Raw genomic sequence first — 15,772 nt, forward strand, 5'->3', positions numbered from 1 at the left:
CCTCCTAGATGTTATAAATATCTGCTTTATACTTTGAAAGATTGTCTTTAAAGAACTCAATAGTTTCTGCCAGACCTTCTTCAAATGTATATTGTGGTGACCAATTTGTTAAACTCTTAATTTTTTCATTAGATCCCAGCAGTCTATTAACTTCACTGTTTTCAGGTCTTAATCGTTGCTCATCACAAATGATTTTTGCAGCAGGATTAATCTGTCTGATTAACTCTTCCGCTAATTGACCGATTGAAATCTCGTCCTGTGTGGCAATGTTAATCTCTTCTCCAATTGTTTTTTCTGATTTGGCAATTTCAATAAACCCATTTGCTGTGTCTTTAACAAAGTTAAAATCTCTTGTTGGAGTTAGAGACCCCAATTCGATTTCAGTTTTGCCTGCTAATAATTGAGTAATGATCGTCGGGATAACTGCTCGTGCAGACTGGCGCGGACCATAAGTATTAAATGGACGGACGATTGTGATTGGCATATTAAAGCTTCTGTAGAATGATTCAGCTAATCGGTCAGCACCAATCTTAGTTGCCGAGTATGGTGATTGTCCCTGATAAGGATGGTTCTCATCTATTGGCACATACTGTGCTGTCCCATAAACTTCAGATGTAGAAGTGATTAACAACCTTGATGTATCCAGCTCACGCGCCGCCTGGAGAACATTAAGTGTACCTTTGATGTTTGTATCCACATATGTATCCGGAGAATGATAACTAAATGGGATAGCAATTAAAGCTGCAAGATGATAAATTTCTTCCATTCCTTTCATAGATTCTTTTACACCATTTGGATCTCGGATATCTCCGGTGAATACTTCGATTTCATTTAGAATTTCTTTTGGTAATGAGTCTAACCATCCCCATGAGTTAAAAGAGTTGTAATAAGCAAATGCTTTTACATTGTGTCCTTCTTTCACCAATTGTTCAGTTAAGTGGCTCCCTATGAAACCGTCTGCACCGGTTACTAAAATTTTTGTCATTAATTTTTCCTCCTATAAGTAATTTCTATTGGTAATTAATTTTATAACTTAATCAAATGATTTTAAAAAACTCACAGTTCGTCCATATTTAATGACTTAATTTTTTATCTATAATTACCTTAGAAACTAAGAAAAACAAGATAAAATCAAACATCCCGAACAGTATAATAGTGTCAGTAACACTTCTAATTAATATAGAGATAATGAGAATAAAAAATAATATATTTCTTTTAAATGCGATAATCAGACCTAATAAAATGTAAGCAAATATTACTATAGAAGAAAAACCAAATCGGATAATAGAATTTATATAACTGTTGTGAACATTACCAGAACCGCTAAAATATAGAATATTGTCTCTCCAGTCGCTCCCTAATAAAAAATTCCCGAAACTCACATTCTTAAAGTAATTATCCCATATTTCAAATCGAGGATCTTTAAGCAAAAGGTCTGGTTCAAATCGATACTCTGTGAAAAAATTTAAAATGAGACTATTATTATTTAAAAGATAAACACTAGACGATATTAACAAACAAAAAATAAATATCTTATTTAATATGCTTTTAGAATATCTAATATAAACTATTCCTAACAAAAGTATTATACTAGCAAAAACACCCGATCTACCTGTAGCCCAAATGGATATTAGAACCAGCATAAATGCGGGAATTATTGGAGGTTTTTCTATTGTATTTAATGAAATGTAATACAGTGCCGTAAAAAATAACATGACAACAGATATCATATTTCTGCTTGTACTATGAAAAACCTGATTCGGATCAATGCCAACTAGTATACTTACAATAAAATATATTGTTGGTAATAATAGTAAGATTAAAGCATTGTATTTGTTCAAATACCCGTTTAATAAGAAAATAGCTCCACCTACAGCAGGGAATATTTTTACAATATGAGCAATACCATTTAAAGTACTACTAAAAAATGCAATATTCAAGAAAAAAACTAGTATTAATAAGAACATAATTATATAAAGATGAATATGATATTTACTAATTTTCAAAGACATGACAATAAATAATCCAATTCCACTAGCATACATCAAAATATCTATTATAGGACTATTTAAAATTAGAGTGCCAAAAGTACTAGAAATATACAAATTAAACAGAAGAATAGGCATGTTTATGATAGATAAAGTATTTTTTTTCATTTATTTCCTCACGTATAACTTTAAAATTATTTAAAAAAGTATCCTTTATTAACGCTTTTATAGTTTGATTCTTTTCTTAGTTCAATTGTTATCTCTTCTTTATTTTTTACTAATTTAGCCAGTTTTTTATTATATACTTCTTCTAAATGTTCATGACCCGGCAAATCAACAATTACTGTCTTACAGCCTAATTCTATACCTTCATAAATAGCAGTTGAATTCACACCTATTTGATACTTAGATTTAGCAAGTAAGTTATGCAATGATTGAGAATCCCCCACTAATCTGCAATTTTCTAAAGTCTTCATCTTTTCTAAAAATGGATAAACAGTTAATTCATCTCCAAATTCACTAGGATGTAATTTATAAATAAATTGAAAACTAGGTAAGTTTTTTATAACTTCATACATTAACTCAGACAGCTTTTCGCCAATAGTACCTTGTGATAAGACTATTACTTGATTCTCATTTTTTTTAATAGTCCTACATTCATTAAACTGACCATATAAATATGTATTCCTTTGAACAATTAAATGATTTCCATCGATAGGAAAATTAACAACATCTTTCCAATAATCTCCCCATAAAATAACTTTGTCTGGAAATGAATTTATACGAACATTTCTAGGGAAATTATAGCCTAAATGGTATGGTGAAATGACTCCATGCTGTACCTCTATAACCTCACACATATTATCTTTTGCAGCTTGAATTAATGCTTCTTTTCCATAAGAGCAAACAATATATATTTTTTTAGGTTTTCTTCTTTCAAATAATTTATAATATAATTTGTAATTTGCCATGTATTTAATTAAGTGGGGCTTTAAAAATTTTTTCAAGTCAATTTCAACTTTTAATGAAACATTTAATTCAAACTCTATTAATGCTATTTTTTTCTCAATATCTGCAGGTAATACAAAATTCTTTTTATTACTTATTTTTTGAGAAATTAGAGAATTGAGATAAATATAATCTAAATATTTCCTATTTTTTTTATCTTTTGAAATGTATTTATCTTTAAAAGCAGAATCAATAATTTCGACATTTGAAGATTGTAATTTATTTAGAACATCATAAGTATAAATATCAATGAATTCTCCATTAAATAGTTTTTTTCTCGGAGATTCAAAAACTATATTCGATATTGAATAGTTTCCTATTAAGGGGTTCCTAAAAAAGGAATTATATATTTTATTTGGAATTGTATACATTTTCTTTCTTTTGCTTTGGATAAAATGTGGAGAATTATTTAAATCTTTTTGTTTTATTATTTCTAAAAATAATGGATGTCTAATTACTTTCCAAATTTCTATTCCATGGATTCGCAAATCAAATAATGACAAGCTACTTTCCATTTCAAATAAAGATTTACATATTTTTTTGATTTCCGTCATATTTCCTCCTCAATCATTCACTGTAGATCTCTATAGCTTTTTTAGCTAATTTATCACTATCATGATATTTTTCAACGTATTTTCTGCACTTAACACCAATTTCGTATCTTAAATCAGGATTTTTAATTAACAATTCTAAGTCTTTCTCAATGTTAAATATATTACTGTTGTATATAGGTAGATCATTAGGGAAAGATGCAACTAAGTCTTCTCGAAGATACGTTATCACTGGTTTTCCTAATGCCATAGCCTCTATTGAAAACATGCCATAAGTACCGATTAATAGTTGATCCACAATTATATCTGCTTTTTCATATATTTTTAAAGCCTCTTTATAACTAACATTTTCAATAAGTATTAATTTTATATTGTAATTATTTTCTAAATTTTTTATAGCTTCAATCAAAAATTCAGTTCCTTTTTTCCCTCTTTTACTTGGAGCATGCACAATAATAATTTCACTTTTTTTTATAGGATAACTTGCCTTGATATTATTTACATTTATTCTCAAGGGCAGTTCGTATTTTTTTACTCGAAGATCAAATAATTGTTCATCGAGTTCCATGTCGTGTACAATTATTCCATTCACATGTTTTGAAATTCTTTTTTGAAGTTTATATGATTTTTCTTCTTTCAAACAACCTATATCAATACCATGGGTGTTTTTTTTATTAAATATTGCTTCTCTTCTTATCTCCGAACCATGATATTCCATGAAAACTTTTTTCTTGAAAATTTTTAAGAATACTAGATCTATATTATTTGGAAGGATTGAATGTCCACTGTGGAAATGAAATACATCAAATTCTTTAATACTATTTATAAAGAGTTTAATAATCCTTAAAGCATATATCGGATATAAAATAATATTTTTTGTATCTATGTTTAAATTATAATCTTCTAAATCTTTTAGTAGCCTATTTTCTCTGTATATAATTATTTTTGATTTATTATTCATTTTTTTTAAAGACTCAGATAGGGCCTTTGTAGACTGTAGGCTAGTTCCACTAACTCCATTAAAAACTCTCATTATATATCTCCTTTACACTCTCTAAACTAAAAGATAACTATTCTTTTGCTCTTTCTCCTAAGAGTCAAATTACGGGGAATTTTGATTCACCTCTAGTACATAAATGCTCTGAAATGCTTTTTTATATTACATTATATAACAAAATGATATTATTGACTTCTGCCTATTTCCATTACATGTATTATAATCACTATTTATACTTTTAAGTTTTTAGCTGATTCATAAAAGGTTAACACAAGTTCAAGTGCTCTTTTTCCATCTTCACCAGTAACAGCAGGATCCTTATCTTCTTCGATCGCTTTAATGATATCTTCAATTATCCATTGATGGCCGGGTATCCCCCAAGGGTCTTTCTTTATTTTTTCCATTAGTAGTAAAATTTCATCTTCACTTTTACTTTCTAGTGCTAAATGCTCAAAATAAAGTGCGTTTGAACCACCTATTTTCACAGTACCTTTTTCTCCAAAGATAGTAATTGATTCTTCAAAGTTTTTAGGGTAAACAGTAGTGGATGCCTCGACTGTAGCAAGCGCTCCAGATTCGAACCTCACGATACCGACAGAAACATCCTCAGCTTGTATGTCTCTTAGCCTCGTTGCTTCCATACTTAATACTTGTTGCGGCTTCCCCATAAACCACAAAAGAAGATCAAGATTATGAATAGCCTGATTCATCAATACTCCACCATCATGTTCTTTTGTACCTCTCCAAAGAGCCTGATCATAGTAATCCTGGTTTCTATTCCAATTTACTATACAGCTTCCATGACTTATTTTTCCTAGCAAACCATTATCTAATATTGATTTCAATTCTCTAACAACAGGTCTATATCTGTTTGGATGAACCACTGTTAATTTAACTTCATTTTTTTTGCATGTATCAATAATTTTGTCTGTATCTTCAATTGTCATTGCAATTGGCTTCTCTATAACAATATGTTTTTTAGCGTTTGCAATTTGAATCGCAAGTGGGGCATGTAACCCACTCGGTGTACAGATGCAAACGATATCAATCTCTTCTATATTAAGCATTTCATTTAATTCAGTATATGTTCTAGCACCATACTCTTCTTTATAAAAAGTCATTGCCGATGGAACTTTATCACAGACTGCTACAAGATTTGCATCTTGAATGTTGTTAATTGCTGAAGCGTGTTTTTTGGCTATAAATCCACAACCTACTATTGCAAAATTCACTATCATTACCTCGCTTATATAATTATTAAACTTTTAAACTGATGAATTCCTTAATCACGTGACAAACTTCATTAATTTCTTCTTCTTTTAAATATGGGTGCATTGGTAAAGATAGCACAGTGTTGCAAAGTTGATTTGTTACGGTAAAATCATCTTCAGCAAATAATAAGTTAGAAAATGCTCCCTGTGAGTGCATTGGTTTAACATAGTAAACCATACTTGGAATATCATTTTCTTTAAGAGTTTGCTGGAGTGCGTCTCTTTCTTCTTTTGAGTCAAGCTTAATTGTATACTGAGCAAAGCTTGAGTAATAACCTTCTGGAATAAAAGGAGTTTCAACAATATCCTTTAAATTATTTGTATAGACTTCAAACGCCCAATTCACTGCATCTAACTCTTTTTCTTTAAAAGCTTTAAATTTCACTTTTAAAATTGCAGCCTGAATAGTATCGAGCCTGGAGTTTACTCCTATTCTTACATTATCATATTTGTCATGCCCTTTACCGTGAACCTTGTATGAACGAAGAAGCTCCGCTGTTTCATCATTATTGGTGAAAATAGCGCCTCCGTCTCCATAGCAGCCTAAAGGTTTCGCAGGAAAGAATGAAGTTGTAGCTGCATCACCAAAGCTACAAGCCATCTGACCGTTGATTTTACCACCAAACCCTTGAGCACCATCTTCAAGTACAAGTAAATCGTATTTTTTTGCTAGTTTTTCAATTTCAGTATAATTTGCTGGGAGACCAAATAAATCTACTGGGATAATCACTTTTGGACTTAATTTACCTTCATCCAAAACTCGCTTGATAGCAATTTCAAGTTTATTTATATCAATATTAAAAGTTTTTTCATTAACATCAACAAAAATAGGTGTAGCCTCGTTATACGAAACTACTTCTCCTGTTGAAAAGAATGTGAAATCCGGAACAAAAACTGCATCTCCCTCTTTGACATCCCAAGCCATTAACACAAGTGATAGTGCATCTGTTCCATTAGCACAGGTAATACAATGTTTTACCCCGACATATTCTGCTAACTGATTTTCAAGTTCAGTAACTGGTTTTCCGCCAATAAATTGTCCTTTATTTAATACATTTTGAATCGCTTCATCTATCTCATTTTTATATATAGTGTATTGAGTACTTAAATCTCTGAATTGCATAAGCTACCTCTTTTCTATAAGTTGTTCATTTGTTATTTCATATGTTCGTCCACATTCTTTACACTTTAAATCATCTTCTAATCGGTTCCCACATTCACAAACCCAGCCAATCTGTTTTGCCGGGACTCCAGCAACTAGGGCATAGTCAGGTACATCTTTTGTCACAACAGCTCCTGATGCAACCATTGCCCATTTGCCGATCGTGTTACCACAAACAACAGTTGCATTAGCACCGATAGATGCTCCATATTTAACTAGGGTAGGTTTGTAAGCTCCACTTCCTTTAGGATACTTGCTTCTTGGTGTTAAATCATTTGTAAAAACCATGGAAGGCCCACAGAAAACATAATCTTCAAGCTCTACACCTTCATAAACAGATACATTATTTTGCACTTTAACACCATTGCCAATAGTAACATTATTGCCAACGTTAACGTTTTGACCTAAAGAACATCCTGATCCAATCTTAACTCCATTATGTATATGACTGAAATGCCATACTTTTGTTCCCTCTCCGATTTCAACATTATTGTCTACATAACTACTTTCGTGAACAAAGTAATTCAATAGTCTTACCTCCTTCAGAAAAAAGACCCTCACCAGGGCCTTCTAGAGTAATTCAATATTATTTCTATTCTTAATATCCTTCATTGCGTTTTTCGTATCAAAGATTGCTTGAGCATTTTCTTGTACAAAATTATAATCAATATTTGTGTGTGCTGTAGTGACCATCACAAGATCATGAGCTTGAAGCAATTCAACTGTTAGTTCATCTTCACCAATTTTAATATTACCATGATCATTATACTCAGGGACAAATGGGTCGAAGTAAGATGTTTCTGCGCCTTCTTTTTCTAGCTCTTCAATAACTTTGAGAGCTGCACTTTCTCTGTAGTCATCAATATCTTGTTTATATGCAACCCCTAAAACAAGAACCTTCGAACCGTTTAATGCCTTCTTTTGCTTATTAAGTATTTTACTTGCTCTTTCTACGCAATATTCTGGCATCCGATCATTAATCATCATAGATGATTCAATCATTGAAGTATGGAAACCATATTCACGAGCTTTCCAAGATAGATAATAAGGATCTAAAGGAATACAATGTCCTCCAAGACCTGGACCTGGATAAAATGCTTGGAATCCATAAGGTTTACTCTTTGCAGCATCAATTACTTCCCAGAAATTAATACCCATTTTGTTACTTAAAATAGCAAGCTCATTTACAAGACCAATATTAATATTACGATAAATATTTTCTAGGATTTTTTCCATTTCTGCTACTGCTGGAGAAGAAACCTTATGAACAGGAGCTTCTAAAATACTCTCATACAATGCAGCTGCTACTTCAGTACAATTTTCAGTTATCCCACCAACCACTTTTGGAGTATTCTTAGTTTTGAATTTTAAATTACCTGGATCGACTCTTTCAGGAGAATAAGCTAAGAAAAAGTCTTCTCCGCATTTCAAACCAGACTTTTCTAGGATTGGTTTCAATAGCTCCTCAGTTGTACCAGGATAAGTCGTCGACTCTAAAACAATTAACATGTCTTTATGCATGTATGGAACAATACTCTCAGCAGAAGCTTTTACATAAGTAAGATCTGGTTGTTGGTATTTGTCTAAGGGTGTCGGTACACATATACTTACACAATCTGCGCTAGCTACTTGTGAAAAATCAGATGTTGCTGAGATTAAGCCTTTATCAACAAGATATTTCAAATCTTCATTCACTACGTCACCAATATAGTTTTCACCTTTATTAACCATATCTACCTTCGATTCCTGTACATCAAAACCAACTGTTTGGTAGCCGGCTTTTGCTTTTTCAACAGCTAAAGGTAATCCAACATACCCTAATCCTATTACACCCAGCTTTGCATCTTTATTCAATAACCTTTGTTTAATATTACTCTCAGTTAGTACTTTCCCCATTTTATATTCTCTCCTTAAGATTGGTTAATAATAAATTATCTTAAATAACGTCCTCTAATTTAATTGTTAGTACTTTAAAATCAAAATCTTTTGCAGCAACTACTGCATTTTCACAATAGTCATTATACTCATTTTTTGGTAATTTAGATATTTCAACTATCTTCTTGGCGATTTCTTTTTCACTTCCATTATTAAGTACCCAGCCGCATTGATAGCTCTTTATAATATCGTATCCGAACTCACAGTCTGAAATTACAGGCTTACCGCTGGCTAAGTATTCAAATAACTTATTTAAACTTGCCCCATAATTTTTCAAATTGTTTTGCTCAAATATGAGAATATTTAAATCTGATTTATTCAATATATGAGGGATGCTAGACTTCTTGACTCTTCCTTTGAAGACAACATTATTGATTTTATTGACTTTGCAATAATTAATCAGTTCTTCTTTTTGAGGTCCATCACCATAAATAATGAATTTAATTGACTCTTTATTATTATTCACAAGATGTTTCGCTACTTTTATAATTTTCATTACATTATTAGCTTTACCTATGGTTCCTGTGTATACTACCTTGAAGCAAGAATCATCATCAAGATCTTTATCAATAAACGTATTTTCTATTAGGTTTTTCTCGAAACTTGTTAAATCTACTCCATTGTTTACATAATAAACCTTTTTTAGGTCGACAGGACCTCCATTACTTTTATCCCATTTATTATTGATAATGTAATCTTTACCGCCTTCCATTGTGAAGATTAGTTTATCAGCATTTTTATAAATCCACTTTTCACCCATGTATAAGATTTTCGTAAGAATTCTATTCTTTTTTAATGAACCGTATTCTACTAGCGTTTCTGGCCAAAGATCTCTCACTTCACAAATACAAGGTATACCAAACTTTTTTGCAACTTTTATTCCTGCTACTAAAGTCAATGGGTGAACACTCGACGCCAAAATCACATCCGGTTTACCATTTTTTTTTGCAAACTCTTTCGCTACTTTAATAATGTTATTAAAGAAGATAAGCATATTTTTAACACGTTGCTTTCCATTGTTATAACTTGGAGTTTTAATAAATACAAATGGAACTTTATTAGCAAATTCCTTTGTGAACAACTTATTACCTGTATTAAAATTTTCGTCTGAATTATGAACAGTGGATGCACAAAAAATTGTGGTGTCATATCCTTTTTTCATCAAATTCTCTGCAAACCAATAATGCCTACCACCTTGGTCCTTATACATATTAGTAGCATAATGATTCCATATCCAAATATTTTTTTTCACAATTAAATTCTCCTAACCGGAATGCCAACGTACACTCCAGAGTGTGTTAAATTCTCAATAACAACACCTCCAGCACCCACTGTTACTTTAGAGGTAATACTTAAATTGTTCTTAATTTTACTCCCAAGACCTATCCAAGATTCATCACCAACACTCACTGTACCAGCCAAATGAACCCCCGGCGAAACATGAACATAATCCCCAATCGAATTATCATGATCAACAGTAGCCCCAGTATTAACAATACATCCTCTACCAATCCTCGTTGAACAATTCACAATTGCACCAGCCATCAAAACCGTTCCACTTTCAATTGTTACTTCACGACCAACAATGGCACTCGGGTGAACAAGTACAGGTATACTTGCACCTAAGTTTTCTAATTTCTCGTAAACTTTTTTTCTAATAATATTATCCCCAATACCTACAAAAAAATCATGATCATTTATAAGACTCTCAATATCCTCAGAAGAGCCTATTACTTCAAGACCTAGAGAAGAGGTAACCGCAGGATTATCATCAAGAAAAGCAACTGTATCCCAATTCCCCATTCCAAGCGCTATATCTGCAACTACTTTTCCGTGACCACTGGCTCCAATAATTAAAAGCTTATTTTTCATAGCTTACTGTTCTTTCTTCAGACCCTTTGAATGGCTCCATCGTTGCAGCAGTTTCAGAGTTGATTCCTTCTCTCACAAAAACCTTTTTTAATGTTAAAAAGATCAACTTCCAATCTCTAATAAAACTAATGTTTTCAACATACTTCACGTCTAAATCAAACTTCTCTTCCCAACTAATCGCATTCCTTCCACTTACTTGAGCAAGCCCAGAAAGCCCCGGTCTAACCTTATGCCTTCTTTTTTGATGATTGCTATATAGTTGTAGATACTGAACAAGCAAAGGCCTCGGTCCGATGACAGACATATCACCTCTAAGAATATTAAAAAGCTCAGGTAACTCATCAAGTGAAGTAGATCTTAGAAACTGTCCGAACTTTGTAAGTCGCACTTGGTCAGAAAGTAGCTCCCCACTCTCATCTCTCTCATCTGTCATAGTCCGAAACTTATACATCTTAAAGATTTCTTCATTCATACCGGGTCGCTCTTGAGTAAACAACACAGGACTACCCAGTTTCTTCTTTACAAGCACTGCTGTGATGACAATCACCGGACTCAATACAGTAATCGCTGTAAGAGATAAGCAAACATCCATCGGACGTTTAAAAAATCTTCTGTAAAAACCGCCATTCAACTGTTGCATTAGCTATTCCACAACCCTTTCACTGTATCAGTAACTCTTTTCAATTCTTCATCTGTCATCTTTGTATCACTTGGCAAACAAACGCCATCCTCAAACAATTTCTGCGATACGCCACTTCCAACAAAATCATACTTCTCAAAAAACGGCTGCATATGCATCGGTTTCCATACAGGACGGGACTCAATATTCTCTTTTTCTAGGGCTTCAAATATATTTATAGGTTTTAAACTACCAGTAAGCTTTAAAGCACTTAGCCAATAATTTGGTTCATCCCACTCATTTACCGGCATAAACTCGACCCCTTTAAGTTCTCCTAACTCACGTTTGTAGAACTCAAAAATGTATTTTTTCTTTTCTACTCTTTGCTCAAGAACTTTTAACTGCCCTCTGCCAATTCCAGCTACTACATTACTCATCCGGTAATTAAACCCAAGCTCACTGTGCTGATAATGTCTTGCCTGATCCCTGGACTGTGTAGCCCAGAACCTTGCTTTTGCAATTTTTTCTTCATTATTAGAAACAAGCATACCTCCACCGGAAGTAGTTATGATCTTATTTCCGTTGAATGAAAAGATTCCATAGTCACCAAACGTGCCGGTATGCTGTCCTTTGTAATAACCACCTAAAGATTCAGCAGCATCCTCAATGACTGCTACATTGCGCTTGTTACAGATCTCCATAACCCGACCCATATCAGCTGAAAGTCCATATAAATGAACAACGATTACGGCTTTAACTTCAGGGTACTTTTTGAAAGCTTCTTCAAGCGCATTTGGGCAGATGTTCCACGTTTCTTCATTACTATCTATAAATACCGGAACCGCATTCTGATACATGATCGGATTAGCAGTTGCTGAAAATGTTAAAGTTGGACAAAATACAATATCTCCTGCTCCTACACCTGCTGCTTTTAAAGCTAAGTGAATAGCTGCAGTACCAGAAGTTAATGCTGCAGCTGCTTTAGAGCCTACTTTTGCAGCGAGTTCATTTTCAAATTCATTTACGTTTGTTCCTAGTGGTGCAATCCAGTTCGAATCAAATGCTTCCTGTACATATTCCATCTCATATCCTTCGTCGCTCATATGAGGTGATGAAAGAAAAATTCTATTGTTTACTTTCGTTTTTCCCATTAGAAATAACCATTCCTTTACTCAAGAGAATTTGAATATTAAAAGATTAGCACTCATATAAAAATGTTTATAAGACTGCTAATCTGTTAAGCTTTTTAAATTTAAAAGAAAGGTTTCTAAATAGAAACCCTTCTTTACTTATTAAACTATCTAGGCATCCAACCCACCCTCACACCACCAGTCTGACAACATACGCGTCTAAGGAACTGAACCCCACCTGGTGACCGAGTGCCTCCCCTGATACTGGAATAGGAGACATGTCCAAACTTCGCATTCAACTACTCTTAATCTTCAACCGCTCCACATTCTTCCGATTCGCAACCCCAATCAAAATCTCTTTCAGCTGCGCCTCATTCGAATGCTCAATATCTCTGAGCAGCAACTCCATCTCAACATTTGAAACCGGAACTGCCTTCCCAATAAAAATCTTCTCAAATACCTGCTTATCCTGCACTTCATCTTCATTTAGCAATTCCTCATAAAGCTTCTCACCAGGGCGCATCCCTGCGTACTTGAGCGGAATCTCTTCTTCTGTATAACCGGATAACCGGATCAAGTTCTTCGCCAGATCCACAATCTTCACCGGCTCACCCATATCAAGCACAAATACTTCCCCACCACGTGCGAGTGTGCCTGCCTGAATGACAAGCCTTGATGCTTCAGGGATTGTCATAAAATAACGTGTCATTCTTGGATCCGTTACTGTCACAGGACCACCAGCAGCGATCTGTCTTTTAAACAACGGAATCACACTGCCACGTGAGCCTAATACATTTCCAAATCGAACCGCTGCAAAAACTGTATCGCTCTCTTCAGCGAGGTTCTGAATAATCATTTCAGCAAAGCGCTTCGTTGCTCCCATCACATTAGGAGGGTTGACTGCTTTATCGGTAGAGACAAGTACAAAATGTCCTACCCCTGCTTCATGTGCAGCTGTTGCAACATTTTTTGTACCGAAGATATTATTTTTAACCGCTTCAAATGGATTGGCTTCCATTAATGGTACGTGCTTATGTGCCGCTGCATGATAGACAACGTCAGGCTTGTGTTCCTGCATGACTGCAAGGATACGGTCCCCGTCCTGGACATCTGCAATCGTTGGCACAATGTCAATCTGATCAGCGAACTGACTGCGCAACTCCATGTCAATCTTATAGATAGAGTTTTCACCATGACCAAGTAAGATCAGTTTAGAAGGCGAGAACCTGCATACCTGACGGGAGATTTCTGAACCAATCGAACCGCCTGCACCGGTAACTAGGATCGTTTTTCCTGTTAAGTCTTCAGAGATCTTGTGCATATCCAGTTCAACCGGATCACGGCCGAGTAAGTCTTCTACCTGCACTTCGCGGATTGCATTTACTTCAATACGTCCTGATGCCAGGTCGCCAAAGAGTGGCAGGATTTTTGTTTCTGCTTTGGTTTTTGCACATTCTGCAAAAATCCGCTTAATGCCAGCTCTGTCCAGTGAAGGGATTGCAATAATGATGTGCTCAATTTGTTGTCCTTCTACCACATCTTCAATACGTTCAACCCCACCATATACAGGCACACCATGAATTTCTAAGTGATGCTTTGTTCTATCATCATCAATAAATCCAACAGGTTGAAGTTCAGAACTCTGATTTTGATTCAGTTCTCTCAAAATCAATGAACCGGCAGCACCCGCTCCAATAATCAGCGTCCGCTTACGGTTTTTAACAGGACGGAAATATGTATCGCGGTACATGCGCCAGCTGAATCTGACTCCGCCTAGTAATAGAACATGCAGCATCCAAGTGATTAAGAGTGTTCTTGTGTAGAGTGAGCTTGAAAAGATTAGCTGATAGACTGTAACAACAATGATTGACAAGGTAACAGCTTTTACAAGTCCAAGCAGTTCATTCAGACTTGAATACTGCCAGACTCTCTTATATAGACCGAAGACGTGAGCGAAGATGTGATGGGTAATTAATAGAAGAATCGAGCTTGTCACGAGTACATTCATATTCTGATCGCTGCCAATTCCGTATAGGTCACCGAATGGCAAAAAGAAATAATAACTGATAAAAATTGATAAAATGACAATTGATGAATCGATCAGCATAAGACCGGCTAAACGTTTCTGATAGGTCATGATGTACCGCCTTTCTATTATCCGACGTCGAAAGTTGCAGATGGTATAACCATAATATTATTTATATATGACATAAATAGTACTTTGTTCGACTTTTTTCTTATACAATGTTATCACAGGTCCTAAATAAAAAATAGAGTTTTTCCAGTTATTTATGTAAAAAATGGTTTAATATTTACGTTTCAGGGGTATTAAGCGTTTTCATTGCAATAACACGTAAAAAGTTGGATACACTTCATTGAATAAGCTGTGCAAATACTACTATGATTAAAATTTGGCGAAATCCAAATAAAAAAAGACGCTATAAAAGCGCCCTTATCTATTAAGCAGTTTTGCAAAAAAGCCTTTCTTTTGAATTGCTGATGGTGGAGCAGAGATAATCTGCTTTCCTTCCATAATATTCTGCGCATTCATCTGAAATTGCTCTGCCAGACCAAACTTCTGATCAAGCAGCTCATAAGCTTTCTGATTCGCAAAACCTCTAAAGTCTGTATTATGTGCATCGGAGGCAATCACGTGCACGAGATTTGATTCGATTAGTTCCATGGAGAAACGCTGGACTGACTTGTTGAATTCACCTGCAAGGCTTGCCGCTGTCAACTGGGCGATCGCTCCCTGATTGATCAGCTGGTAAAGCTTTTCAGGGTCCTCTACGATCGCACTGTTACGCTCAGGGTGTGCGATGATCGGACGGTAGCCTTCTACCAACATTTCATATAGCACACGCTCAGCGAATGCAGGCACCTGACTGGATGGGAATTCAACGAGTACGTACGGATTATCTGCTGAAGCGATTGGCAGGTCCAGCCCTGATTTCAGTTCAGCAACGATTTCACCGTACAGTCTGATTTCCTGACCCGGATGAACTTTGAGATCAACCTGATGATCCTGAAAGTATTCATTTAAATCAGCGACAGCTTCAATAACGTTCTGCGCCTCATTCTGAAATCTTCTTGTCTGATGGTGAGGGGTCGCAATAATATGCGTAATCCCATTTTGCACAGCCTGGTTCGCCATTTTAAGAGAATCATGATAATCCTGCGCGCCGTCATCTACACCCGGCAGGATATGACAATGGATATCAATCATTGAGTGTCTCCAC

14 protein-coding genes are annotated in these 15,772 nt (G+C 34.7%); all 14 read right to left on the reverse strand.

Annotated elements, in window-relative coordinates; all coding sequences use genetic code 11:
- Positions 1–4 precede the first annotated feature (4 nt).
- Positions 5–985, reverse strand: coding sequence for an NAD-dependent 4,6-dehydratase LegB (locus LG330_RS15005; RefSeq protein ID WP_404405205.1), 981 nt, complete (start codon positions 983–985; stop codon positions 5–7).
- An 88-nt stretch (positions 986–1,073) separates the two neighbouring features.
- Positions 1,074–2,156, reverse strand: a complete 1,083-nt coding sequence (locus LG330_RS15010) for a hypothetical protein (RefSeq protein ID WP_404405207.1) — start codon at positions 2,154–2,156, stop codon at positions 1,074–1,076.
- A gap of 26 nt (positions 2,157–2,182) precedes the next feature.
- The gene (locus tag LG330_RS15015) at positions 2,183–3,550 is read right to left on the reverse strand and encodes a hypothetical protein (RefSeq protein WP_404405209.1); all 1,368 of its coding nucleotides are present in this window, start codon (positions 3,548–3,550) and stop codon (positions 2,183–2,185) included.
- 13 nt (positions 3,551–3,563) lie between these two features.
- Positions 3,564–4,580 carry a glycosyltransferase family 1 protein gene (locus LG330_RS15020; RefSeq protein WP_404405211.1) on the reverse strand — a complete coding sequence of 339 codons (1,017 nt, stop codon included), beginning with the start codon at positions 4,578–4,580 and terminating at the stop codon, positions 3,564–3,566.
- Positions 4,581–4,774: 194 nt separating this feature from the next.
- Positions 4,775–5,779 carry a Gfo/Idh/MocA family protein gene (locus tag LG330_RS15025; RefSeq protein ID WP_404409633.1) on the reverse strand — a complete coding sequence of 335 codons (1,005 nt, stop codon included), beginning with the start codon at positions 5,777–5,779 and terminating at the stop codon, positions 4,775–4,777.
- Between the two features lie 22 nt (positions 5,780–5,801).
- Positions 5,802–6,938 (reverse strand): DegT/DnrJ/EryC1/StrS family aminotransferase, encoded by a 1,137-nt coding sequence (locus tag LG330_RS15030; RefSeq protein WP_404405213.1) that lies wholly within the window; start codon positions 6,936–6,938, stop codon positions 5,802–5,804.
- Between the two features lie 3 nt (positions 6,939–6,941).
- The gene (locus LG330_RS15035; RefSeq protein WP_404405215.1) at positions 6,942–7,505 is read right to left on the reverse strand and encodes an acyltransferase; all 564 of its coding nucleotides are present in this window, start codon (positions 7,503–7,505) and stop codon (positions 6,942–6,944) included.
- A gap of 42 nt (positions 7,506–7,547) precedes the next feature.
- A complete protein-coding gene (locus LG330_RS15040; protein ID WP_404405217.1) occupies positions 7,548–8,873 on the reverse strand; it encodes a nucleotide sugar dehydrogenase in 1,326 nt (441 codons plus the stop codon).
- A 40-nt stretch (positions 8,874–8,913) separates the two neighbouring features.
- The gene (locus LG330_RS15045; protein WP_404405219.1) at positions 8,914–10,164 is read right to left on the reverse strand and encodes a glycosyltransferase family 4 protein; all 1,251 of its coding nucleotides are present in this window, start codon (positions 10,162–10,164) and stop codon (positions 8,914–8,916) included.
- 2 nt (positions 10,165–10,166) lie between these two features.
- Complete coding sequence (locus tag LG330_RS15050; RefSeq protein ID WP_404405221.1) at positions 10,167–10,784, reverse strand: acetyltransferase; 618 nt, start codon at positions 10,782–10,784, stop codon at positions 10,167–10,169.
- Positions 10,774–11,424 carry a sugar transferase gene (locus LG330_RS15055; RefSeq protein WP_404405223.1) on the reverse strand — a complete coding sequence of 217 codons (651 nt, stop codon included), beginning with the start codon at positions 11,422–11,424 and terminating at the stop codon, positions 10,774–10,776. The genes LG330_RS15050 and LG330_RS15055 overlap by 11 nt, the downstream gene beginning before the upstream one ends.
- Positions 11,424–12,554, reverse strand: coding sequence for a DegT/DnrJ/EryC1/StrS family aminotransferase (locus LG330_RS15060; RefSeq protein WP_404405225.1), 1,131 nt, complete (start codon positions 12,552–12,554; stop codon positions 11,424–11,426). The genes LG330_RS15055 and LG330_RS15060 overlap by 1 nt, the downstream gene beginning before the upstream one ends.
- Positions 12,555–12,828: 274 nt before the next feature.
- Positions 12,829–14,670 carry a polysaccharide biosynthesis protein gene (locus LG330_RS15065; protein WP_404405227.1) on the reverse strand — a complete coding sequence of 614 codons (1,842 nt, stop codon included), beginning with the start codon at positions 14,668–14,670 and terminating at the stop codon, positions 12,829–12,831.
- A gap of 315 nt (positions 14,671–14,985) precedes the next feature.
- Positions 14,986–15,759 (reverse strand): tyrosine-protein phosphatase, encoded by a 774-nt coding sequence (locus LG330_RS15070; RefSeq protein WP_404405229.1) that lies wholly within the window; start codon positions 15,757–15,759, stop codon positions 14,986–14,988.
- Positions 15,760–15,772: the final 13 nt, after the last annotated feature.

Origin of the sequence: Jeotgalibacillus malaysiensis, from assembly GCF_044789845.1 — a bacterium.
Lineage (GTDB): Bacteria > Bacillota > Bacilli > Bacillales > Jeotgalibacillaceae > Jeotgalibacillus > Jeotgalibacillus malaysiensis_A.

Coding starts and splice junctions, on each gene's coding strand:
- LG330_RS15005 (WP_404405205.1), bottom strand. CDS start 985: ATGACAAAAATTTTAGTAACCGGTGCAGACGGTTTCATAGGGAGCCAC.
- LG330_RS15050 (WP_404405221.1), bottom strand. CDS start 10,784: ATGAAAAATAAGCTTTTAATTATTGGAGCCAGTGGTCACGGAAAAGTA.
- LG330_RS15070 (WP_404405229.1), bottom strand. CDS start 15,759: ATGATTGATATCCATTGTCATATCCTGCCGGGTGTAGATGACGGCGCG.
- LG330_RS15030 (WP_404405213.1), bottom strand. CDS start 6,938: ATGCAATTCAGAGATTTAAGTACTCAATACACTATATATAAAAATGAG.
- LG330_RS15015 (WP_404405209.1), bottom strand. CDS start 3,550: ATGACGGAAATCAAAAAAATATGTAAATCTTTATTTGAAATGGAAAGT.
- LG330_RS15065 (WP_404405227.1), bottom strand. CDS start 14,670: ATGACCTATCAGAAACGTTTAGCCGGTCTTATGCTGATCGATTCATCA.
- LG330_RS15040 (WP_404405217.1), bottom strand. CDS start 8,873: ATGGGGAAAGTACTAACTGAGAGTAATATTAAACAAAGGTTATTGAAT.
- LG330_RS15010 (WP_404405207.1), bottom strand. CDS start 2,156: ATGAAAAAAAATACTTTATCTATCATAAACATGCCTATTCTTCTGTTT.
- LG330_RS15055 (WP_404405223.1), bottom strand. CDS start 11,424: ATGCAACAGTTGAATGGCGGTTTTTACAGAAGATTTTTTAAACGTCCG.
- LG330_RS15020 (WP_404405211.1), bottom strand. CDS start 4,580: ATGAGAGTTTTTAATGGAGTTAGTGGAACTAGCCTACAGTCTACAAAG.
- LG330_RS15060 (WP_404405225.1), bottom strand. CDS start 12,554: ATGGGAAAAACGAAAGTAAACAATAGAATTTTTCTTTCATCACCTCAT.